Below are 22,201 nucleotides of genomic sequence, written 5' to 3' on the forward strand. Positions count from 1 at the left end.
TACCGATTGGTGCGCGCAATGGATCTGCGCGCTCAGAACCAATAACGAACCAGGGACGGAATCATGTCGTACCCCCGCCATGCCGGTGTGCCCGACCCCAACGCACCGACTCTGAACAACGTCGCACTGCCACCTCTGCTTCTCCTACTGGTTTCCATAGGTGCATCCGCCCAAAGCGCGGCAGCGCCGCTCAGTTTCGGTGCCGGAAACGACCGTTACACGCTGACATCCAACAGCCCCCCCGGCAGCGACTCTCAACTATTGATCGACGGCGGTAATGGCAACGACACCCTGGCAATCCACAACTTCGATCTTGCCAATCCAGCGCGACTGCAGCACTGGGAGACCATTGAGCTGACAGGAACCTCCCGCCTCACCCTCAACACTCACCTGACGTTCGGTGGCGAGGACCAGCTGCCCGGCCAACTGGTGATTCGTAGCGGCAGCACCCTGTTACTCCCCTATTACAGCGCCGGCATATCGGCGAGCGGCGGCCAACCCCTCACCGTGACCAACCACGGTCTCGTCGATATGAGCGGCAGAAGCGCCAATCTCATGATGATTCAGGGAGACTATGTGGGGATCGGCCGCGGCAGCATCCGCATGGATATGGTGGCAGGTGGCGACGACAGCCTCGCCGACCGGCTCGTGATCAGCGGTGGGCACGCCAGCGGCAGCACTCAGCTGCTGTTCAACCGCCTTGCCGGCAGTGGTGCCGACACCCACAACGGCATCCTTGTGGTAGAAACCCGCCACGGCGGCAGCACCAGTGCCGGCGCCTTTTACATGCCCGAACCAATCTCCGCCGGCCCTTATGAATACTTCCTGTTCCGCGGTACCGGCGACCCGGCCAACGCCGACAACTGGTACCTGCGCTCGACCCTGCGCCCCGGTGACAAGCCCGCCACCAGCCCGAACCCGGACTTCCAGTCCGTTGCCAGTTTTGGCGGCCTGTCAGCCGGCACAATCAGCGGCCCAGCCACTAATATCACCAATGCCAATACCGGAAGTGCCGGTGCCAGCCTGGCACCACCGGCCAGCACCTCCGATCTGTTGGCCGCGGCGCCGCCCGCAGGCAGCGCCCCCGTCCCCATTTACCGCCCGGAAATCCCCCTCTACGCCCAGGCAAAATCCCTCGCCCGCCTCACCTCCCTGCAGGAAATAGGCAGCTACCACAAACGCCGGGGCGAGCAGCGCAGCTGGTTCGACGGCCTGAACCAGGACTGGTTGCGCGTGCACCACTTGAACGCCGACTACAACTGGACCGGCGACGTCAGCAACCGCTTCGACGGCAATATCACCGGCGTGCAACTCGGCACCAACCTCTGGTCCGGCCCCACCTGCACCGGCGGTGCCCGCGAGATGGGGTTGTTCATCGGCAGCACCCGCGCCAGCGGCGATGTCAGCGGATTTGCCCGCGGCTTCGACGATTACAACGCCGGGCAGAACCAGCTCACCAGCCACCATATCGGCTACTACTTCAACGACTACCGCCCGGACATGGGCTACTTCGACTTCACCGCCAAGGTTGCCTACCTGAAGCTGGAAAGCCGATCCTCCCGGGGCATCGGCGACACCATCTCCGGTGCCCAGCTCACCCTCTCCGTCGAGAAAGGATTTACCTGGCAGGCAGCGGAGCACGTCAATGTGGAACCTCAGCTGCAGGTCATCGCCAATTACAGCAACTTCAGCGCAATAGACGACGGCATCTCCTGGATGGAGGTAGACGTAACCCCCGAAGCCAACTTCCGCGCTGGACTGCGCGCCTACAACACGGATACCCCCTGGCTCGACGGCCAGCTGCGGCTCTATGTATTCGGTAATGTGTGGCATACCCTCGGCGGCAACGACCAGTTGCTGTTTGACACCGAGCTGCAAACCGATCTCGAGCGCCAGGCCACCTGGGGGGAAGTCGGCGGCGGCGTGGTACTGCTGGAGCATCCGCTCGGCAGCGCCTTTTTAAATGTGGGTTACCAGCGCTCCCTGGACAGCCTGGACTGGTCCGGCGGCAGCGCCAATCTCGGCTTCAACTGGGCCTGGTAACACTGAGGCAGACCGCGCCAGCGGCCAAAGCCGTTGATCTGAAAGGGGAAATCAGGTAATTTGCCAACCCGCTCGCGTATCGTCGCAAGCACTCCTCTTGGGGGCCTTTAGCTCAGTTGGTTAGAGCATCCGACTCACAATCAATAGGCTAGGTTGAAAAAAAAAGTTTAAATGGGCCTGTAGCTCAGTTGGTTAGAGCACACGACTCATAATCGTTAGGTCCTCGGTTCAAGTCCGAGCAGGCCCACCATTTAAACCTTTAAAATCAGTATGTTAAATGGATTTGGCGGTTTCCGGTGCTTCCCTCTGGGGTTCAAAAATGCGCAACCCCAACTAGTCCTCTCTAAGCCCTGCTCGCCTTAGGCTATCGTTAATTTTTCCGGGGTTACACCGGGGCTACGCGAAACCAGGCAAGCACCCTCAACACCAATCTTGATCTTCAATGTACCGGTAAATAAACTGTACATATATACAGCCATGCCTAGTGCTTGTAGATTGGGAAAGAAACATTAAATACACTGCTTGGTTTGCTTGGCAATGTATAAAGAAAACGCCCGTACGGAGAGAAGCGCCCGACGATAGCTAGACATAATAGGAGACGCCCCTGCTTACCATCAGAAGTTTGACTAACCAAGGGGCAACATCATGGCCTCAATGAGCAAAATAGAGTGGACAGAACAGACTTGGAACCCGGTTACTGGCTGTACAAAAGTTTCGCCAGGGTGTAAGCACTGCTATGCAGAGACGCTTTCAAAACGTTTGCGCGCCATGGGCACACCAGGTTACGAAAAAAAGTTTAGTGAAATCAACTTGCTGCCTGAAAGGCTAACTCAGCCTCTGGAGCGTAAAAAGCCAACAATGTATTTCGTGAACTCCATGAGCGATTTGTTTCATGAAGAGGTGCCCTTCGAGTACATTGATAAAGTTTTTGAAGTTATTACCCAAACGCCCCATCACATATATCAGATATTAACCAAGCGCTCAGAACGCATGAGGGATTATTTTAAAAATCGCACAGTTCCCAAGAATGCATGGATCGGTGTATCAGTGGAAGATAGAAAATATGGCCTACCTAGAATACCTCACCTACAAGAAATTGACGCTGAAACAAGATTCTTATCGATAGAGCCCTTGTTGGAAGGCTTGGGGCGAATAAGACTCAAAGGAATTCACTGGGTTATTGTCGGTGGAGAATCTGGCGCTAAAGCGCGGCCTATGAACGAGCAATGGGTCCTATCAATCAGGAATCAATGCAATAAAGCTGGGGTCGATTTTTTCTTCAAGCAGTGGGGGGCCTGGGGGGCAGATGGTGTAAAGCGCTCCAAAAGTGCCAATGGCCGTAAGCTCGAAGGAAAAACCTGGGACATGATCCCCACTATACCGGTGTAACTAAGGAAGGGCCGATGGGAAAAAAATCAAAAAAATATGAGTGGGAAATCGGTCAGCCCCTACCATCGCTGGACGAGCACAGTCAAACCAAGCACCACATAATATCCGACTATTTAAAACGATATGTAGAAGTGGTGATGGCGCATTACGCGATGGAAAAGCTCTCAATGACTATTGTTGATGGCTTCGCCGGAGGAGGAAAGTACGTAGATGCGCTGAGTAAAACTCCCGTCGACGGATCTCCTTTCCTTATTTTGCGCGCCATAAAGGAGGCTGAAGCCACTATAAACATTGGCAGTAAGAAAAATCGGTGCATTGATGCTGAATACCATTTCATTGAGAAAGAGCAGACCCACCTTGATTTCCTACGCTATGAAATCCAGCAATCTAATTTTAGCGGCTTACTTCAAAACAATGCCCATCTTCATGATACTAGTTTTGCAGAAGCGGCCACCGGCATAATAGAAAGGATAAAGAAACGAAATCCCCGCACTCAAAGAGCTATATTTATTCTTGATCAATACTCATACAAAGATGTCCCGTTTTCAATTGCCCGAAAGGTTTTAACCGAACTGTCCAACGGAGAAATCATACTCACTTTCAATTTTGACGCTGCGCAAAGTTACATATCGGATACCCCAAGCAACAGAAAAGCATTCTCGAACATTCAGCTCGACGAATACATATCGTGGAAACGCCTTGCAGAGTTTAAAGAAGCTGGAAATTGGCACGCCGCAATTCAGGAGCAGCTAGCAAACGCCATTTTCAGAGCATCAGGCGCCAAACATATTACTCTGTTTTTTATACATCCTAAGAAAGGGCGCGCATATTGGCTTGTTCATTTATCAAATGTATACCGTGCACGTGATGTTATGATGGATATTCACTGGAAGCATGCGAATAACCAGCCTTATTTTTCTCATCACCTCGGTGCAGGCATCTATGGCCTTGGCTATCAAGCATTTCAAATACCCGGCCAAAACAGCTTAGAACTGTGCGACGAAAAAGTTCTAAATGAAGAGACAGAAAAGCGTTGCGTAGAAGCTCTGTCTGAGGAGCTACCCAGACGTATATTTGAAACGAAAGGCCCCATTTCTTTTTCCCAGCTCACTGATGAATTGGGTAGTTTCACCGTTGCATCTGAATCTCACATTAAGAATGCACTGCAATCTGCTATTGAGACAAAAGAGCTGGTTATCCGGACAAATAAAGGGGGAATTAGAAGGTCTGCAACACAGATTGTCAGCACAGACTTAATCGAATACAGCCAACTACCACTAATATTTTCACTTGGCTGAAAGTATATATCTTATGATGCCCGCTCCGGTTTTCACCAACCTGTAACTGCGTCTTAGTCGTCAGGGTCTATCGGGCAAACCTCAGAAGTGGATTCTTCCATAGACAATCCAGAACGACAGGTAAAGTTGCGAATCAGGCTTTCTAGCCCGGATTTTGCACGAGTTCAGATACAAGAACGGGGGAAAGTCTTATCATCTCTGGTGCTTAAATCAGTCCGATAAGAAATTCCGCCGTGGTGATCAAAAATACACGGCGCCTCCGATTTATGTTGCCTACATCAATGCCGGACAGAGAAATCTTCTGTATGGCAGCGGCGAGACTGATACCGATATAGGAGAAAAAGTGCTGCTCCGGCATGGGATAAAGAATGGGGCAAGGGGAAGTTGCGTCCGACAAAAACCAAGAAGGTTAAGTCGTGATCGAATGGGTCAATTCATATCCTTCGAGCGAGGCTCTCGGAGCAACAGAAGAAAATACTGTGCTATCTGCAGGCTCATGAAAAATCCGGGTTAGGACGGAAATGGGCGCCTGGGGCGTATGCCCATTCCGCTGATTCTGGTCGCAGCTGGCGTGCTCAGCCAGCCTCTGCTATACGTTTCCGTTTTCTTCAAAAAACACCGCTAGACCTACTATGACCGCCTGCTACAGGTGCGACTGACCGGCGACTGGGAAAACTGACTGCTGTTTTTTGTGGATGCCGCGTCTGAAACCGCCACCCAGGCCGTCGCTACCGCCCAGCAGCTGCACACTCTGCGCGCAGCACACCGTGAGCGCGCCGCCACCCTTGGGCGTCAGCCCCCCCTCAGCCCTGCAGGTACTGGACGTATTGTTCGAGCACCCCATCGCCAACATCGGTACCCTCGTCAAACAAAGCGGCCTCACGCCCACCACTGTAGGTAAAGTGCTTGAGCGATTCGCGCAGCCTGAACTGGAACTTGTGCGGGGACTCTTGAACCGCGACGACGTAGTGCGCGACGATGACGCCAAACTATTGAACGGCAAAAAGAACTTCCGCGGCTAATTCACAGCCCAGAGGCTTGAGCATAACCAGAACATGATCAGCGGTGACGACCGCCCAGCCGCCCTGCTTGCATACATCAAGGCTGAACCCATGACCATTCATGCGTGCCCTCAAGCCATCGACGTCAAAATTCCAATATGGCCACGTGGAGATTACTCACAAGAGGAACAGAATCTTCGCCATTATTACTGCCCACTTTATGGCGAATTTTCCGGCTATCAGTCTCCACGGCTTTTGCTCCGCCAGATTTCAGCGCCTGGTGCAGTTCAGGCTTCGGAATTTTTGGATTTATATTGGAACTGTATACGTGAATTTTGATACCAGAGTGAATACCGAAATGCCGACAGGCATCCGCTATCGCCTTGGTTGTATTTTCATACAACCCCATGTTTAGCCTGACCAACAACGGCATATTCCCTTCATGCTGGCCTTCCGCGTTCATGTTTTTGATATAGATATTACTGAGGATATCTCTGGGATTGACCTGATAAAACTGCGTAGCGACCTTTACGGCATCAATGATATGGCTGGAATTGGTTCCATCGACACCGAAGACCCATATTTCATTATCAATCAACGCAGCCTCTTTAATTGAGGTTCTCAACCGCGGATAAAAGGGTGACACACTCACGGCATACTTGGCCTTCCAAACCGAAAGCTGGTCGTACGCCGTTCGCAATACGTACTCTCTCGCCTGGCTACCATTCAACACCAATGTGGCATCCGTTTTGAACTTATCTTTCTGGCTTCCTTCCGCTAATGTCATCGCTCCTTTTGACATGATCATTCACGCTCCAAATACATTCCCGATGCAAATACACCGGTTACCACTTCATTTTTTGCTTTTGATTTTTCATAGGATTCGACGGTGTCATACAAATCGTCGTCATCTGAATCCCAGTTCTTCTGTGTGTAATCAACAACAGCAAGGACCGCCTCTATCTCAACATGCTTATCCCGCAATGCCATTTTTAAGATACTTATTGCATCCTCTGCGGACCTGGCAGGAACTACCGAACGACCGTAATACCATTCACTGCCGTCCTGCTCATAAGAGCTCTCTGACGAAATTTTCGCCTTCGTATCGACCACCCAAAATTTGTCCATATTTAATTTTTCCGTGCCATGAATCCAAACCCCAGAGGGTAATGCTATAAATCTAACCAGACCTGTATTCTCAGATGCAAGTAAACTACCTCTAAAAGTACAGCTAGGCAAACCAGACATATACATTTTCCGAGCTCACAATACTCTCCACTAAAAGTGCAATAAATCACGCCAAAATACTGATACACGAGTACCATTAACTCGACTTTTGATACAACCCAAGCTCAGAATTCGAAAAGCCCTGGAAATGCCAATGTCACCCGTTTTGATAATTGACACCAACGTCTCAATTGCGCTGGAAAGCTTCAAACTAGAATGTTTTCTTCCGATATTGGAATGATCAAACTGGGAGGAAACGATCATGCCCCGACATAATATTTTCGCCATGCCCTTCTCCCGGGTTTACCCAATGTATGTACAGAAGGCGGAGCGCAAGAACCACAGCAAAGCAGAAGTCGACGAGATCATCCGCTGGCTGACCGGCTACGACCAGCAGGGGTTGCAACGGCAGATTGAGCGGGAAATCGATTTCGAAACGTTCTTCGCCGAAGCACCGGCGATGCATCCGAACGCCTGCCTGATCAAGGGCGTGGTGTGTGGTGTGCGGGTGGAGGAGGTGGAGGATCCGCTGATGCAGAAGATCCGCTATCTGGACAAGTTGATCGACGAGTTGGCCAAGGGCAAGGCGATGGAAAAAATTCTGCGGCAATAATTTGCCGCAGGATTTTCAACGTTTCCTTTCTGTGTCCGCTATTGAATCCCCATCGCCGCTTTCTTCATTCCCGCCTCCAGCTTTTTGATGTCTTCCGGTGACAATTCCGGGCGGTCGATGTTGATCGTCAGCTTGTTCAGCTTCGCGGTCAGCGGGAACGGTGGCAGGTAATCGCGGTCGTCGATGCCGGTGATGGTGTCGGAGCCGATGTCGAAGCTCTCGTCCCACTGCAAGATGATCGGGATGGTTTTCTCCATGCGTTTGGTGGCAACAACCTTGCCGTCCACTTTCAAGGTACCGGTACCGCCCTTGCCGACGCCGGCAAAACTGTTGTATTTGATGGTGCCCAATCCGAGGCCGTCGTATTTGAAGTCGAACACGATGGTGTGCTGGCCGGGCGAGAGTGCCTGCGGCGCCTCCCATCTCACCCAGTCGAGGTTGAGCAGGTTCCAGTTGAATACCGGCTTGCCCTTGAGCAGATAGAAACCCCAGCCCGCAAAGCGTCCGCCAGACGTGGCGATCATGCCCTCGGCACCGCCCTCGGGTACGGTGATGTCCGCGGTGATGGTGTAGGAGGTGTTCAGCAGGAAGGGGGCATCGCCCTGGGGCGTACCGGTCATGGGATGGGTGTAGACCAGCTCATTGCGACCGGCGGTAAGGCTCGGGCGCGCGGCTGCGACCCGCGCTGCCACCGAGGCGTTCATCGGGAACACCTGATATTTTTTGGCCTCCTCAACAAATAATTCCCGCAACTGTTTGACCTTGTCCGGATGCTGAGCCGCGATGTCTTCCGACTGGTTCCAGCTCTCGTTCAGGTTGTAGAGCTGGAAGGTCTGGTTATTGAGCGGGTCTGTGTTGGCCTCGCCGAAGGCATCCCAGGGCGCGCGATTAACCTTGGTACTCAGCAGCCAGCCTTCGTGGTAAAGCGCCCACTGCCCCATCATTTCGAAGTACTGGGTTTTGTGGCGCGACTCGGCCTTGGCATTTTTTGCGTCGAAGGTATAGGCGAAGCTGGTGCCCTCGATGGGCTTCTGCTTGATGCCATCCACATATTCCGGCGCGGGTATGCCGATGACTTCCAGAAGTGTGGGCGTGACATCAATGACATGCATAAACTGCTCGCGCAGCCCGCCCTTGTCCTTGATACGTTTGGGCCACGAGATGACCATATTCTGGTTGATGCCGCCAAGCCGGGAGGCGTTCTGCTTGAACCAGTCGAACGGGGTATCGAAGGCCCAGGACCAGCCCGCCGACATATGGTTGTAGGCAAACTCGGTGCCCCAGGCATCGTAATACTTCATCTGCACGTCGATCGGCGGCAGCACGTCATTGAAAAATGCGACCTCACTGAAGGTCCCCTCCGGACCGCCCTCGGCGCTGGTGCCGTTGTCGCCATTAATGTAGATGACGATGGTGTTGTCGAGCTTGCCCAAATCCTCGAAGGCCTGAATCACCCGGCCGATTTCATGGTCGCTGTAGGCCACGTAGGCGGCGAACACTTCGGCCTGGCGGATATACAGTTTCTTGGCATCTGCACTGAGGGTGTCCCAGGGTGGAAGTATGTCTTTGGGCCAGGGAGTGAGTTTCTGGTCGGGCGGAATCACCCCGAGTTTTTTCTGGTTTTCGAAAATGCGCTCGCGCAGTTTTTCGTAGCCGTCGTCGAACAGGTGCATCGCGTGAATTTTATCAACCCATTCTTTGGTGGGGTGATGGGGCGCGTGGGTTGCGCCGGGTACGTAGTGCAAGAAGATCGGCTGGTTGGGATCGGTCTGGTGGATACGCGTCATCCAGTCGATGGCATCGTCCGCCATGGCGGTGATCAGGTTCCAGGAGGGCTCTTTCCCGGTGACCGGCCAGATCTTCGCATTGGGGTCCGAGCGGTCCATCTTCAGGCTGCCCTCGTGACCGATCCAGGGGTAGATTTGCGTGGTGTTGCGGAACAGGTTCGGCCCCCACTGGTTGGCGTCGCCACCGACAAAACCGTAAAAGTAGTCAAAGCCCATGCCCGTGGGCCATTGCGTGAAGGGACCCACCTGGCTCGCCTGATAGGTGGGCGTGTTGTGGTTTTTACCGAACCAGCTGGTGGCATAGCCGTTGTCGCGCAGGATGCGGCCTATGGTGGCGTTGTCCACGCCGATAACGCTGTCGTAACCGGGAAAGCCCGTGGCCTGCTCGGCGATAACGCCGAATCCCACAGAATGATGGTTGCGCCCGGTGATCAGCGCCGCACGTGTGGGCGAGCACAGGGCAGTGGACATGATGCGGTTGTAACGCAGTCCGTTTTCGGCAATGCGCTCCATGGAGGGCGTGGGAATCACACCGCCAAATACACTGTTGATGGCAAAGCCGGCGTCGTCGGTCATGATCAGCAGGACGTTGGGCGCGTCTTTCGGCGGTACCACCCGTGGCGGCCACCACGGCGTGGATTGCAGTGCGCCCTCCTTAATGACACCGCCGAATTTTGGTGCTGGGGGCGGTAGCTGGTCACCGGGAATAGTGGTGGTGGCACTTGGGGAGCCGGGCTTGCCGGTCTCCTGCTGTGCCATCACTGGAATGGTGATTGCGAGCGCGGCAATAGCCGCCATCCATGACATGAGCTTCATGAGCCGTCCTCGAAACCTGTTTACCAACATATGAAAAAGGGTTGGCGGTATGCGCCCCCTATAAGGCTAGTTAACAGATTGCCTGCTACTACCAATCGGGCACGATACCGTCGCAATGGTCAACGAGCAGGGAGCGGACATGGCGGAGAGAAAACCCTGCGGCAGTCATCCACTACAGGGTCCGTTTCAGCCGACGGGTTCCGCCGGAGAGGGAGTGGGCTTGGCGCGCAGCCGCAGTATCGCGAGCGCGATGACGGTGATGGCGAGCGGCGGGAAAGACACCCACAGTACGGTATTCCACCCATACACACTCAGGATGCCGCCGGAGGCAAACGAGCCGAGGGCCATGAGGGTAAACACGATAAAGTCATTCATAGACTGCACCCGGGTCTTCTCCTCGTCGCTGTGGCACTCCAGCACCAGCGCCGATGCACCGAGGAAGCCGAAGTTCCAACCCAGCCCCAACAGAATCAGTGTCCACCAGAAGTGCGGCACCTGCGCGCCCATAAGACCCACCGCCGCGGAGACGCCGATCAACAGTAACCCCAACAGCATCACACGCTCGGCGCCGAAGCGCGCAATGAATTTGCCGGTGAAAAAACTCGGCGCGAACATCGCAATCACATGCCACTGCAGCCCGAGATTGGACGACGCGGTGGAGTGTCCGTGCATGTGCATGGCGAGCGGGGCGGCGGTCATGAGAAAGTTCATCAGTGTGTAGGAGATGGCCCCGCAGGTGGCGGCGGCGATAAAGCGCGGTTGCCGCACGATGACAGCCAGAGGACGCCCGCCGCGGTGCGCCGTGGCGACCGGCCTGGGCAGGCGCACCCCAATCAAAATGAATGCTGATAGCGCCGCAACGGCGGCCTGCGCATAAAAGGTGGCGACAAACATCGGCTGTGGCATCAGGTCCATGGTCCAGTTGACCAACTGCGGACCTACGACGCCCGCGGCCACGCCACCGGCCATTACCATCGACAGCGCCTGTGCCTTGCGCGCGGGTTCCACCGCATCCGCCGCGGCAAAGCGGAAAGACAGCACCACCGCGGCATAGGCGCCACCGAAAAACGTCGACAAACAGAACAGCCAGAAGCCGCTCGCCCCATCCACATACACTGCAACCACCGCCAGCAGCCCGGCGAGTACACCGGCGCCGGCGCCGCTCAGAAACGCGGCGCGGCGACCGTAGCGCCCGGCAATTGCCCCCACGGGTAAAATGCACAGGGCCATACCCACCACAAAGATCGACAGCGGCAGCGTTGCCAGCAGCGGCGTCGGCGCCAGATTGTTACCGACAATGGCACCGGTGGCGTAAGCAACCACGGAGTTCGCCCCAGCCAGTGCCTGAGCGACAGCGAGCCGCCAAATGTTATTGCGCTGTTCGCGCGCGCTTAATTCCTGCATATCAGTTTTCTGGCTCGGACAGATAGGGTTCGCGAAGCAAGCCTGTAAGCTTTTCCCGCGGCAAGGTCAGTTCAATCTCGCCCATGGAATAGGGGGCGAGGGTGTAAACGCCATAGAGCAATTTCAGCCCGCTATCGGTGAGCCGGAAATCGTCACTGCGCACAAAGGGCCAGTTCTCGCGGAAGTCCACGTCTACCTCCTGCGCCTCCATCCACTGCTTGTGGGCAGTCTGCGCCAGCGACCAGAACCGCTCCTCCGCACCCGGTGCTATCACATCGGCAAGCGCAACTTGCCGATTCTCCGCCAGGTCCCAGTTTAGCCAGTGGGTTACCGGCATTCCATGGGCGCCTCCGCTGTATATATAACTGCTGATGGCAACGGTGAGCAGGTTGTCGTGCAGCGCAAGCTTCTTGGCATCGCCGGTCAGCTGCCAGGCCGCGCTGGATATTTCGGAGGCCTCCGCAGCGTCAGCGATAAATGCTTTCGCCACTTGTTCGAAGTTGCTGGCAGTGGAGCCCGGCGCCTCGCCATTGCCCTGCAACTGCTCAAGCAATTGCACGCGCACCGCATCGTTGAGCGCTGGGCGCTCGGCAAACACTTCGCGCTTTATCACTACGGAAGTGCAGCGCTCTTCGGCATCGCAGCCCGGTGTGCGCCATTCCCGCGTCTCTACATTTGAGGCCAGGGGCGCCGCGCGCGCGGGTTCGCGTTTGTCACAGGCGATCAGCGCCAGCAGGGCCCACAGCACGGCCGTCGTAGTGGCAAGCCGAGATTGCATCCCAAGGCGATTCAGAGTGTCCATTCAGAGTTCCTCATTCCTGTTGGCGGACGCCACAGCATACTCCTTTGCACAGACGCATCGAACCCCGCTACCGCGTTCAATCCCCCTGCGCAGCATGGTAGAGTGCGCGGTTTGCAATCGGGGCCGAGCGCAATTGCGCAGCCCCTCCCCCGCGCTTGCGAAGTTTTCTTCCGTATTCCCGGAGTGCTGCTTGATTACGTTCACCATCAGCGATATCCGCAAAATGACCGATCCCCGCACATTTGCCCGCGGCCAGGATTACTTTGATCGCGGGCGCGTGCTGAACGCGTCTTATGACGACGAAGCGGATATTTATCGCGGCACAGTGAAGGGTTCGGCCCGGTATGTGTACCGGGTGGAACTGGACGTGGAGCGCGGCCTGCTGGTAGGCCTCTGTTCCTGCCCGGTCGGGCTCAATTGCAAACACGCCGTAGCCACGGCGCTGAAGCTGCATCAGGATGCGCGGATTGCCGAAAGCACACTGGACCTGTTCGCCCCCGCGGCGCCGCCGGTTCCCGGCGTACAGAAGGCGCATAGCGCCGAAGGCTGGCAGCAGTGGCTGGCGGATCTGCCGCCGGCACCGCAGCGGGAGCCGGAGCCACTGGAAAACGGGCGCCACTACCTGGTGTATTTTCTGGAACCCGACACGCGCTTTTCTCCGCCGCGGTTGCGGCTCAATATCCGCAAGGGCTACCTGAAAAAAGACGGCAGCTGGAGCCAGTTGCGCTATTACCAGCCCGATACCAGTAACCTTAGCTGGAACCGCCCCAGCCACCTGCGCGATGACGACGTCAATATCCTGCAACTGCTGTCCCGTGCCAATGCGACCGGGCAGCTGGAGCTGCGCGGCGAGTCCGGCCATCGCGCGCTGGTGCACCTATTGAACTGCGGGCGCTTCTATCTCGACGAAGACGCCATCCAGCGCGGCCCCGCCAGAACCCTGCAGTGGCACTGGCGGCAACTGAAACACCAACAGCGGCAACTGACCGCGGAATTGGAAGGAATGGCGGACGCCGCGCACTGGCTGCCCATTCCGGTCACGCCGCCGTGCTATCTGGATATGGAAGGCGCAACCATCGGCGATATCCTCACCCCGGTGGCCAGCAACCAGCTCCCTCACCTGATGGCCATGCCGCCGGTGGCGGAAACCGAGTTCACCCGGATGTCGCTGCAGCTGCGCCAGCTGATCCCACAGGACCAGCTGCCGCTGCCGGTGGAACCCGCGCTCACCGAGGTCAACACCTTCACCCCGCGGATAACACTGGTTGGCTGCGAGCTGCAGAATTTTCGGCTGCCGGCCCTCAAGCTGCAGTTCGATTACGCGGGAATCAGCCTGCCAGCCCCGTACAGCCACGCGTTTACCGGCGGGGAAGAGCTTCTGGAACGCGACGGACACCACTACCTGATCCACCGCGACGTCGACGCGGAGCACGCCTGCTGCGACGAAATTCACCAGATGGGCCTGGTCCTCATGTACGAGGAGCTGGGTGGCCATGAGGAAATCTGGTTTCCCGATGCCCACGGCCCCGACGAGGTCCCGCCACTGTGGAATGCCTTTCTCGACAACGGATTGCGTGAGCTGGAGCAGCGCGGCTGGATCATCGACACTGATCCCAGCTACGCCTTCAATATCAAGCGCGCGAATTTCGCCTTCAGTGTCGCGGATGCGCCCAACCACTGGTTTGAGCTCGGACTGGATCTGACCCTGGCCGACGGCACCCGGCTGCAGACGGCCGCCCTGCTTGAGCACTGGTTGGAGTCCGGCACCCCAGACGACCTGACCTTGAACATGAACGGGGACTGGGTGCAGATCGACACCCGGCCACTGCAGAGCATTCGCACCCTGCTGGTGGATCTGCTGCAGCAGAAAAAGCTCGATGGGCCAATAAAGCTGCCGGCCTTCCAGGCGGCGCAGCTCGCAGAACTCCCCGACCTCGACCAGCGCAAGGCGCCCCTCACCCGCAAACTGGCGCAATCGCTGCGCGACTTCTCCGGCCTGGAAAAAATTCCCGCCCCGCGCGGTCTCGATGCCACCCTGCGCGGCTATCAGCAGGAGGGCCTGAACTGGCTGGCGTTCTTACAGCGCTACGGATTCGGCGGCATTCTCGCGGACGATATGGGTCTCGGCAAAACCCTGCAGACGCTGGCGCTGATCCAGCATATGAAAGAAGCCGGCCAGCTGAAGAAGCCGGCAATGGTGGTGGCGCCCACCAGCCTCACCGGCAACTGGATGCACGAGGCGGCGCAGTTTGCACCTGAGCTGAAGGTCACGCTGGTTCACGGCCCGAACCGCGATCCCGCCTTCAAGCAGATCGCCAAAAGCGATCTGGTCATCACTACCTACCCACTTCTGGTGCGCGACAAGGCCCGCTACGACAAACGCAAATTCAGCCTGATGGTGCTGGATGAAGCCCAGGCCATCAAAAACCCCACCACCAAAATCGCCGAGTGTGTGCGCGCCATCAAAAGCACATTCCGCCTGTGCCTCTCCGGTACACCGCTGGAAAATCATCTGGGGGAACTGTGGTCGCTGATGGACTTCGCACTGCCCGGGCTGTTGGGCGGGCGCAAGACATTCAACCGACTCTACCGCAATCCGATCGAGAACGACGGCGATGTGGAGCGCCAGCGGGAACTGGCGCGCAAGGTCAGCCCGTTCATGCTGCGGCGCACCAAGACCGACGTGGTGAAAGAGCTGCCGCCGAAAACCGAAAGCATTCAATACGTGGAATTGGCAGACAAACAGCGCGCACTGTACGAAAGCGTGCGCGCGAGCATGGAAAAGCGCATCCGCGATCTGGTCGCGAGCCAGGGCATGGCGAAAAGCCATATCGAGTTTCTCGACGCACTGCTGAAACTTCGCCAGGCCTGTATCGACCCGCGCCTGGTCAAACTGGACAAGGCCGCGAACATCCGGGAAAGCGCCAAGCTGGAATGGCTTGCCGAAACCCTGCCGCAGCTGCTGGAAGAAGGCCGCAGCATCCTGATCTTCTCCCAGTTCACCCAGGTGCTGAAGCTGATCGAGGAGCAGCTCGCGGCGCAGAACATCGACTACACCAAACTCACCGGCCAAACCCGCAAACGGCAGGACGCCATCGACCGCTTCCAGAGTGGCGAGGTGCGTGTGTTTTTGATCAGCCTCAAGGCCGGCGGCGCCGGCCTCAACCTCACCGCCGCCGATGTGGTCATCCACATGGACCCGTGGTGGAACCCCGCGGTGGAGAACCAGGCCACCGACCGCGCCTACCGCATCGGCCAGGACAAACCGGTATTCGTCTACAAGCTGGTGGCGGAAAACACCGTGGAGGAGCGCATCAATCAGATGCAGCAACAGAAACAGGCACTGGCAGACTCCCTGTTTGACGCCACCAAATCCAGCAAGCTGCCGGGCAGCAGTGAGGATTTACTGGCGCTATTGTCGTGACCCCTACTGTTGAGACCGTGCGCCATCGGCGCGGCGGATCGGTGGGGCAGCCCGGGCCTGGCGCATCCACAGCACTAACCCCAGCAATGTGCCGAGCAGTGCCCCGAGCAGATGACTGGAAATCGCGACTTCCGCCTCGATCAATGCGCCGGTCGCCGCGCTCGGACCCACAACCCACTCCCACGCCACCTTGAGTGCGCAGCCCGCCAGTAACAGTGCGCCGGACCAGCGGCGCTGGGACAGATCGCCCACCGCGCCAAGGCAGAACACCCCGTGCAGCGCACCGGAAAGACCGTAGTAGTACTCCACATCGGGAAACCACAACCAGAGCCCGGCACTGATCGCTATCGACAGCAGAGCTACGAAGCCGAGATATTTCCCTACCGCGTAGCGCGCGCCCAATAACACACTTCGGCCGAACACAAACCAGAGTGCAATCACCCCGGCACCGTTCAACATCAGGTGCGCCGCATTGGTATGGACCAGATGCCCGCTGAGCAGGCGCCACCACTGTCCATGACTGATCGCGCCGCGATCGTAGAGGAACCAGTCCGGGTACATTCCCTGCAGCATCTGCAGCAGGCCACAGATCAGCACCAGCAGCAGCGGGCCGCCAAAGCCACGGCCGGGGAGAAATGGTTTCGGCGGTCTGGTCATCGAGTCAACGTATCGGGCAGTCAGTGTCGATACGCACTATCGGCGAGCGGCGCCGGAATAGCAATTTCCTTTCCCGCCTCCTCCCCGGGCTCCCGCAGCAGTGCATGGTTGTTCAGCGCGCGCAGCAGAAGCCTGGTAACCAGCCCGGTTACGGCTTTTTCAGCACACACACCTGATCACCGTAGTAGTTGTCTGCGTAGTTGCACTCAAGCACCGGCGTTTGCGCGGCTTCTGCGTTTCGACTTTTCATCCTGTTTTTCCTATTGGTTGTTGAGGTACGGGGAAAAGGTAATCCGGGGGCAGACATAGTTGAAATCAAATAAATCTCTGGCCCAGATCAACAATAACTATCGAAAACTATCAAAATGACCTCACTGATAGATGTGATCGTTGCGCATTATGAAATCCCGCACCCTCTTCCTCTGGTATTCCCGCCTCAGCTGGGGCAAACTACGCAAAATGAAAACGTTTACATTTCTGGATTGGGAACACCAACCGGAATTGCGCGAGAGATGGGGAAAGCAAATAAATCATGGACAAACTCAGTCAATTGCGGGCAATGACCGCTGTAGTGGCGGACACCGGTGACATCAACGCCATCCGCCAGTTCACCCCGCTGGATGCCACCACCAACCCTTCCCTGCTGCTGAAAGCCGCACAACAGGCGGAATACCAACCGCTGATTGAGCGCGCCATTGCGTTTGCCGCAAAACAGGGTGGCAGCGACAGTGAACAGGTCGGGCTCTGCTGCGATCACCTGGCCGCCAGTATCGGCCGCGAGATTCTGCAGATCGTGCCCGGGCGCATTTCCACCGAGGTGGATGCCCGGCTCTCCTTCGACAGCGCGGCAACGCTGGAACGTGCCCGCCGGCTTATGGACCTGTACGCGCAAATGGGCGTGGCACCGGAGCGGGTGCTGATCAAGATTGCCTCTACCTGGGAGGGTATCAAGGCGGCGGAAATTCTCGAGCGCGAGGGTGTCCACTGCAATCTCACCCTGCTGTTCAGCTTCGCTCAGGCGCGCGCCTGCGCCGATGCCGGCGTTACCCTGATCTCTCCATTTGTGGGACGGATTCTTGACTGGTATCTGCACAACACCGACGCCACCAGCTTCGCGCCGGAGCAGGATCCGGGCGTACAGTCCGTGCGCCGCATTTACCACTTTTACAAAGAGCACGGTTACCGCACCACCGTCATGGGAGCGAGCTTCCGCAACACCGGTCAAATCGAAGCGTTGGCCGGCTGCGACAGCCTCACCATCAGCCCCGATCTGCTGGCACAACTCGCCGAAGACAAGGGACCGTTGCCACGCGCGCTGACGACAAGCGCAGATGCGGGTTGCGCCGCGGCGCCAATCTCAGAGTGCGATTTCCGCTTCGAACACAACGACGATGCCATGGCCCATGAAAAACTCGGTGAAGGCATCCGCAAATTCGTAGCCGACCAGTACGCACTGGAAAGCCAGCTGCAGGCCCGCGCCAAAAATCTGGAGGCGGTGTAAATGCGAGCGCAAGAACAGGTATTTCTGGGCATAGACGCCGGTACCCAGAGTCTTAAGCTGCTGGCCTACGACGCCGGACTGAAAAAAATCCTGCACGTTTCCGCCGCACCCCTGGAGCTGATCAGCCGCGATGACGGCAGTCGCGAGCAGCTGGCCGAGTGGTGGCTCGCCGCTTTGCGCCAGTGCATGAGCGAGCTGCCGGATGACATCAAACGCCGTGTGCGCGGCATTGGCGTATCCGGACAACAACACGGTTTTGTGCCGCTGAACAAGAACGGAGAAGTGATCGCGCCGGTGAAACTCTGGTGCGACACCAGCACCATCGCCGAGTGTGCGGAAATTACCGAGCGCTTTGGCGGCGTGGAGCGCTGCATCGACGCGGTGGGCAACCCGATACTGCCGGGTTATACGATTTCCAAGATCCTGTGGCTGAAGAAAAATAATCCACAGGCCTATGGGGAGCTCGCGCATATCCTGCTGCCCCACGATTATCTGAATTTCCATCTCACAGGAAAAATCTTCACCGAGTACGGCGACGCCTCCGGCACCAGCTACCTGAATATTCTGCGCCGGGAATACGACCGCGATATGCTGCAGGCACTCGACCCCGAGCGCGATCTACTGCCAATGTTGCCGCCGCTGCTGGAAGCCAATGCCACGGTTCCACTAGGCGAAACCGCGCGCGCCGAATTCGGCCTGCCAACCGGTGTAAAAGTCTCCACCGGCGGTGGCGACAATATGATGGCTGCGTTTGGCACCGGTTCAGTAACCCCCGGCGTGCTGACCCTGAGTCTCGGCACTTCCGGCACCCTCTTCGCCCACAGCGACGCCCCGGCCATCGATCCGGGCAGTGAACTCGCCGCCTTTTGCTCCTCCTCCGGCGGCTGGTTGCCGCTGCTGTGCACCATGAATTGCACCGTGGCCACAGAGCGCACGCGCAAGGCGCTGGGGAAATCCATTGAGGAATGCGAGGCGCTGCTGGCGGCATCCACACCCGGTGCCGGCGGCATACAAAGCCTGCCGTTCTACAACGGCGAGCGCATCCCCAATCTGCCTCACGCCCGCGCCAGCCTGCACGGCCTGAACGACAGCAACATGACGCCGGCCAATCTCTATCGCGCAGCGATGGAGGGCGCGACGTTTACCCTGCGCCGCGGCCTCGATGCCTTCGCCCGTGCAGGGCAGACATTCACTGCCATCCGCCTCACCGGCGGTGGAGCCAAAAGTCCGCATTGGCGGCAGATGATCGCGGATGTGTTCAACCTGCCGGTGGAAGTACCTGCACAGCAGGAAGGTGCCGCCTTTGGCGCCGCCATGCAGGCACTTTGGGCCTGCAGCGAAAACGCGGACCTCGCCGCGCTGACCGAGGAACACCTGGCCGTGGATACGAGTCTTGGCTGCGCCCCGGATGCAGAATCCTCAGCGGCTTACCAAACCCACTACCAATCATTTCTGGAACTGCTCAGCCAGCAGTATCCGAGCGTACAACCAGTCGAATAACTCTGGAGAACATCATGAGCAGAAGCCTTTTCATCGGCGACAAAGAATACTTCCCCGGTATCGGCCAGATTCCTTTTGAAGGCCGCAACTCCGACAACCCGCTGGCGTTCAAATTCTACGACGCCAATAAAGTGATCGGCGGCAAGACCATGGAAGAGCACCTGCGTTTCGCGGTGTGTTACTGGCATACCTTCTGTGGCAAGGGCGCCGATCCGTTTGGCCGCAATACACAGGTATTTGCCTGGGATGACGCTGCCGATGAGCTGACTGCAGCGCGCCAGCGCATGGACGCCATCTTCGAGTTCTCCACCAAGCTGGGTGTACCCTACTACTGCTTCCACGATGTGGATATGTCACCGGAAGGCAACTCCATCAGCGAGTACGAAAGCAACCTCGCGAAAATGGTGGAGCTGGCAGCGGAGCGGCAGAAGGCCTCCGGCATGAAACTGCTGTGGGGTACCGCCAATCTGTTCTCAAACCCGCGCTATATGAACGGCGCCGCCACCAACCCGGACTTCAAAGTTCTGAGTTACGCCGCTTCCCAGGTGAAAGCCGCACTGGATGCCACCGTGGCACTGGGTGGTGAAAACTACGTGTTCTGGGGCGGCCGCGAAGGCTATATCTGCCTGCAAAACGCCAACACCAAACTCGAACAGGAAAACCTTGCGCGCTTCCTCACCGCAGCGCGGGACTACGGCCGCTCCATCGGCTTCAAAGGCACCTTCCTGATCGAACCGAAGCCCATGGAGCCCACCAAGCACCAGTACGACTTCGATGCCCAAACCGTGATCGGCTTCCTGCGCCACTGGGGTCTGGACAAGGATTTCAAACTCAATATCGAAGCCAACCACGCCACCCTGGCCGGCCACACCTTTGCCCACGAACTGCAGATGTGTGCCGACGCCGATATGCTCGGTTCCATCGATGCCAACCGCGGCGACTACCAGAACGGCTGGGACACCGATCAGTTCCCCACCGATCTGTACGATGCGGTACACGGCATGATGGTGGTGCTGGAAAACGGCGGCTTCAAGTCCGGCGGTCTTAACTTCGACGCCAAAGTGCGCCGCGAATCCGTAGACATGGAAGATATCTTCCTCGGCCATATCGGCGGCATGGACACCTTTGCCCGCGGCCTTGAAGTGGCCCACAGAATTCTCACCGAATCGCCCTACCAGAGCTGGAAGGCCGCGCGCTACGCCAGCTACAGCGAGGGCAACGGCAAGGCGTTTACCGAAGGTAAACTGAGCCTGGCAGACCTGCGCAACCTGGCGGCGGAAAGCGGCGAACCGCAGCCCGCGAGCGGCAAGCAGGAGCTGTACGAGAACCTGATCAATCAGTACCTCTGAGAATCACTATAAATCTACTGCGCGGGCACCTGGTGGCGTCCGGCAGTGCTCAGAATGCTCATGTACTTATGTACACTGCGCTTCCTGCGCGCTGGCGGACACCGCCAGGTACCCGCTCGTTACGATTTCTAGTAATCCCAGATTTGATTGATGTTCAACCTAAACGTCAGATGACTCTGGTTTGGGCCTGCAATTGCAGGCCCTTTTTTATATGTGGATACCATTCGGCCTGCACAGGCGCTACCATCTTGCGCTTCGCCTGCCAGGACACGCTGGTACCATCAGAACGACAAATCAGAGGACTGACCAGTGTCCATAAAAAAAGTCGCCAAGCTCGCCGGTGTCTCCACCGCCACCGTCTCCCGCTACCTCAACAGCCCCGAGCAGGTTAAAGAGAAAACCCGCAACAAGGTGCAGGCGGCCATCGACGAGGTGGGCTATGCCCCCAATGCCCTGGCGCGCAACTTCCGTCGCGGCAAGACCAGCCTGATCGTAGTGGTACTGCCGGCTATCGGCGATCCGTTTCTCGACAAGGTGATGCGCGGCATCTGGAGAGTGGCGGATGAGCAGGGTTACAGCATCCTGATCCGCGATACCCAATCCAACTCCCACGAATTCGACGAATACACCGAAATGGTATTCTCCAAGCAGGCGGACGGTATCCTGCTGCTGGCCAGTATCTCGCCGTTCCACGAGGCAGCCCCTAACCGCGGCGGCGAGCGTGCGCACCCGCCTCTGGTACTGGGGCTGGAAAGTGTAAGTGCGGAGCTCAGCCACTTCCCCAGCGTGCGTGTGGACAATATTACCGCCGCCGCCGACGGCACCGACTACCTGATCCAGCTCGGCCACCAACGCATTGGCTTTATCGCCGGCAAGCGGGATTCCCTGCTCACCAAGGACCGCGAGAAGGGTTACCGCAAGGCCATGCGCAAGGCCAAGTTGGCGATCTCCAGTGACTGGATTGTGGAAGGGGAGCAGACCATCGACGGCGCCCGCCGCGCCACCCGCCGCCTGCTGGAGCTGGACCAACGCCCTACGGCGCTCTTCTGCGCCAACGACGAAATGGCCTTGGGTGCCCTGCACGAAATCAAGAGCGCCGGCCTGAAAATCCCCCGGGATATCTCCGTCATCGGCTTCGACGATATCCGTTACGCGGAGATCGCCGATCCGCCGCTGACCACCATTGCCCAGCCGGCGGAGGAGATCGGCGAGCGCAGCATGCGCCGTCTGTGCCAGGCCATCGACGCTGGCGATGGCGACAGCACACCGGAGATCGTTCCGCACAATCTGATTGTTCGCAAGTCCACCGGCAAGGCCCCCGGCTGACCATCTCACTGCGGGAACTTGCGCGGTGTCTCACGGCGACCGGAATTTGCGCGCAAAGTTCACA

The 22,201-nt window shown here is 57.5% G+C and carries 17 protein-coding genes and 1 tRNA gene; 11 read left to right on the forward strand and 7 right to left on the reverse strand.

The features are described 5' to 3' along the window. The first annotated feature begins 63 nt into the window (after nucleotides 1–63). The 5 genes from FDY93_RS07085 to FDY93_RS07105 all read left to right on the forward strand — a co-directional run bounded on the left by FDY93_RS07085 (nucleotide 64) and on the right by FDY93_RS07105 (nucleotide 5,752). A complete protein-coding gene (locus FDY93_RS07085) occupies nucleotides 64–2,043 on the forward strand; it encodes an autotransporter family protein (protein WP_138235055.1) in 1,980 nt (659 codons plus the stop codon). 173 nt (nucleotides 2,044–2,216) lie between these two features. After that, nucleotides 2,217–2,293: transfer RNA gene (locus FDY93_RS07090), tRNA-Ile, on the forward strand. Nucleotides 2,294–2,688: 395 nt separating this feature from the next. Continuing rightward, complete coding sequence (locus tag FDY93_RS07095) at nucleotides 2,689–3,432, forward strand: phage Gp37/Gp68 family protein (protein WP_138235056.1); 744 nt, start codon at nucleotides 2,689–2,691, stop codon at nucleotides 3,430–3,432. Nucleotides 3,433–3,446: 14 nt separating this feature from the next. Then, on the forward strand, nucleotides 3,447–4,730 hold the full coding sequence (locus FDY93_RS07100; protein ID WP_138235057.1) for a three-Cys-motif partner protein TcmP: 1,284 nt from the start codon (nucleotides 3,447–3,449) through the stop codon (nucleotides 4,728–4,730). 767 nt (nucleotides 4,731–5,497) lie between these two features. Continuing rightward, nucleotides 5,498–5,752: a helix-turn-helix domain-containing protein gene (locus FDY93_RS07105; RefSeq protein ID WP_138235058.1), complete on the forward strand. Its 255-nt coding sequence runs from the start codon at nucleotides 5,498–5,500 to the stop codon at nucleotides 5,750–5,752. Nucleotides 5,753–5,876: 124 nt separating this feature from the next. Here the strand turns inward: FDY93_RS07105 and FDY93_RS07110 are convergent, their stop codons facing one another. Next, complete coding sequence (locus tag FDY93_RS07110) at nucleotides 5,877–6,539, reverse strand: hypothetical protein (RefSeq protein WP_138235059.1); 663 nt, start codon at nucleotides 6,537–6,539, stop codon at nucleotides 5,877–5,879. Further along, complete coding sequence (locus tag FDY93_RS07115) at nucleotides 6,536–6,979, reverse strand: hypothetical protein (RefSeq protein WP_138235060.1); 444 nt, start codon at nucleotides 6,977–6,979, stop codon at nucleotides 6,536–6,538. The genes FDY93_RS07110 and FDY93_RS07115 overlap by 4 nt, the downstream gene beginning before the upstream one ends. A gap of 241 nt (nucleotides 6,980–7,220) precedes the next feature. Here FDY93_RS07115 and FDY93_RS07120 point away from each other — a divergent pair, with 241 nt between their 5' ends. Continuing rightward, nucleotides 7,221–7,571 carry a DUF2200 domain-containing protein gene (locus tag FDY93_RS07120; protein WP_138235061.1) on the forward strand — a complete coding sequence of 117 codons (351 nt, stop codon included), beginning with the start codon at nucleotides 7,221–7,223 and terminating at the stop codon, nucleotides 7,569–7,571. A 38-nt stretch (nucleotides 7,572–7,609) separates the two neighbouring features. Here FDY93_RS07120 and FDY93_RS07125 read toward each other — a convergent pair whose 3' ends face one another. From FDY93_RS07125 to FDY93_RS07135, 3 genes are all read right to left on the reverse strand, one after another. Next, on the reverse strand, nucleotides 7,610–10,174 hold the full coding sequence (locus tag FDY93_RS07125; RefSeq protein ID WP_220446128.1) for an arylsulfatase: 2,565 nt from the start codon (nucleotides 10,172–10,174) through the stop codon (nucleotides 7,610–7,612). Between the two features lie 186 nt (nucleotides 10,175–10,360). After that, nucleotides 10,361–11,578 carry an MFS transporter gene (locus FDY93_RS07130; RefSeq protein WP_138235063.1) on the reverse strand — a complete coding sequence of 406 codons (1,218 nt, stop codon included), beginning with the start codon at nucleotides 11,576–11,578 and terminating at the stop codon, nucleotides 10,361–10,363. Nucleotide 11,579: 1 nt separating this feature from the next. Continuing rightward, on the reverse strand, nucleotides 11,580–12,380 hold the full coding sequence (locus FDY93_RS07135; protein WP_138235064.1) for a DUF3298 and DUF4163 domain-containing protein: 801 nt from the start codon (nucleotides 12,378–12,380) through the stop codon (nucleotides 11,580–11,582). 190 nt (nucleotides 12,381–12,570) lie between these two features. On the opposite strand from FDY93_RS07135, the gene FDY93_RS07140 reads away from it, so the two are divergent. Beyond that, complete coding sequence (locus FDY93_RS07140) at nucleotides 12,571–15,804, forward strand: DEAD/DEAH box helicase (protein ID WP_171018920.1); 3,234 nt, start codon at nucleotides 12,571–12,573, stop codon at nucleotides 15,802–15,804. A 3-nt stretch (nucleotides 15,805–15,807) separates the two neighbouring features. Here the strand turns inward: FDY93_RS07140 and rrtA are convergent, their stop codons facing one another. Then, complete coding sequence (gene rrtA / locus FDY93_RS07145; protein ID WP_138235066.1) at nucleotides 15,808–16,461, reverse strand: rhombosortase; 654 nt, start codon at nucleotides 16,459–16,461, stop codon at nucleotides 15,808–15,810. A 20-nt stretch (nucleotides 16,462–16,481) separates the two neighbouring features. Further along, on the reverse strand, nucleotides 16,482–16,631 hold the full coding sequence (locus tag FDY93_RS19440; RefSeq protein WP_171018921.1) for a hypothetical protein: 150 nt from the start codon (nucleotides 16,629–16,631) through the stop codon (nucleotides 16,482–16,484). A 359-nt stretch (nucleotides 16,632–16,990) separates the two neighbouring features. On the opposite strand from FDY93_RS19440, the gene tal reads away from it, so the two are divergent. The 4 genes from tal (at nucleotide 16,991) to FDY93_RS07165 (ending at nucleotide 22,137) form a co-directional block, all read left to right on the forward strand. Then, complete coding sequence (gene tal, locus FDY93_RS07150) at nucleotides 16,991–17,962, forward strand: transaldolase (protein WP_138235067.1); 972 nt, start codon at nucleotides 16,991–16,993, stop codon at nucleotides 17,960–17,962. Further along, on the forward strand, nucleotides 17,963–19,462 hold the full coding sequence (gene xylB / locus FDY93_RS07155; RefSeq protein ID WP_138235068.1) for a xylulokinase: 1,500 nt from the start codon (nucleotides 17,963–17,965) through the stop codon (nucleotides 19,460–19,462). A gap of 14 nt (nucleotides 19,463–19,476) precedes the next feature. Next, the gene (gene xylA / locus FDY93_RS07160) at nucleotides 19,477–20,811 is read left to right on the forward strand and encodes a xylose isomerase (protein WP_138235069.1); all 1,335 of its coding nucleotides are present in this window, start codon (nucleotides 19,477–19,479) and stop codon (nucleotides 20,809–20,811) included. A 309-nt stretch (nucleotides 20,812–21,120) separates the two neighbouring features. Continuing rightward, a complete protein-coding gene (locus tag FDY93_RS07165) occupies nucleotides 21,121–22,137 on the forward strand; it encodes a LacI family DNA-binding transcriptional regulator (RefSeq protein WP_138235070.1) in 1,017 nt (338 codons plus the stop codon). Nucleotides 22,138–22,201: the final 64 nt, after the last annotated feature.

The sequence above is a fragment of the Microbulbifer harenosus genome, from assembly GCF_005771435.1.
Taxonomy (GTDB): Bacteria; Pseudomonadota; Gammaproteobacteria; order Pseudomonadales; family Cellvibrionaceae; genus Microbulbifer; species Microbulbifer harenosus.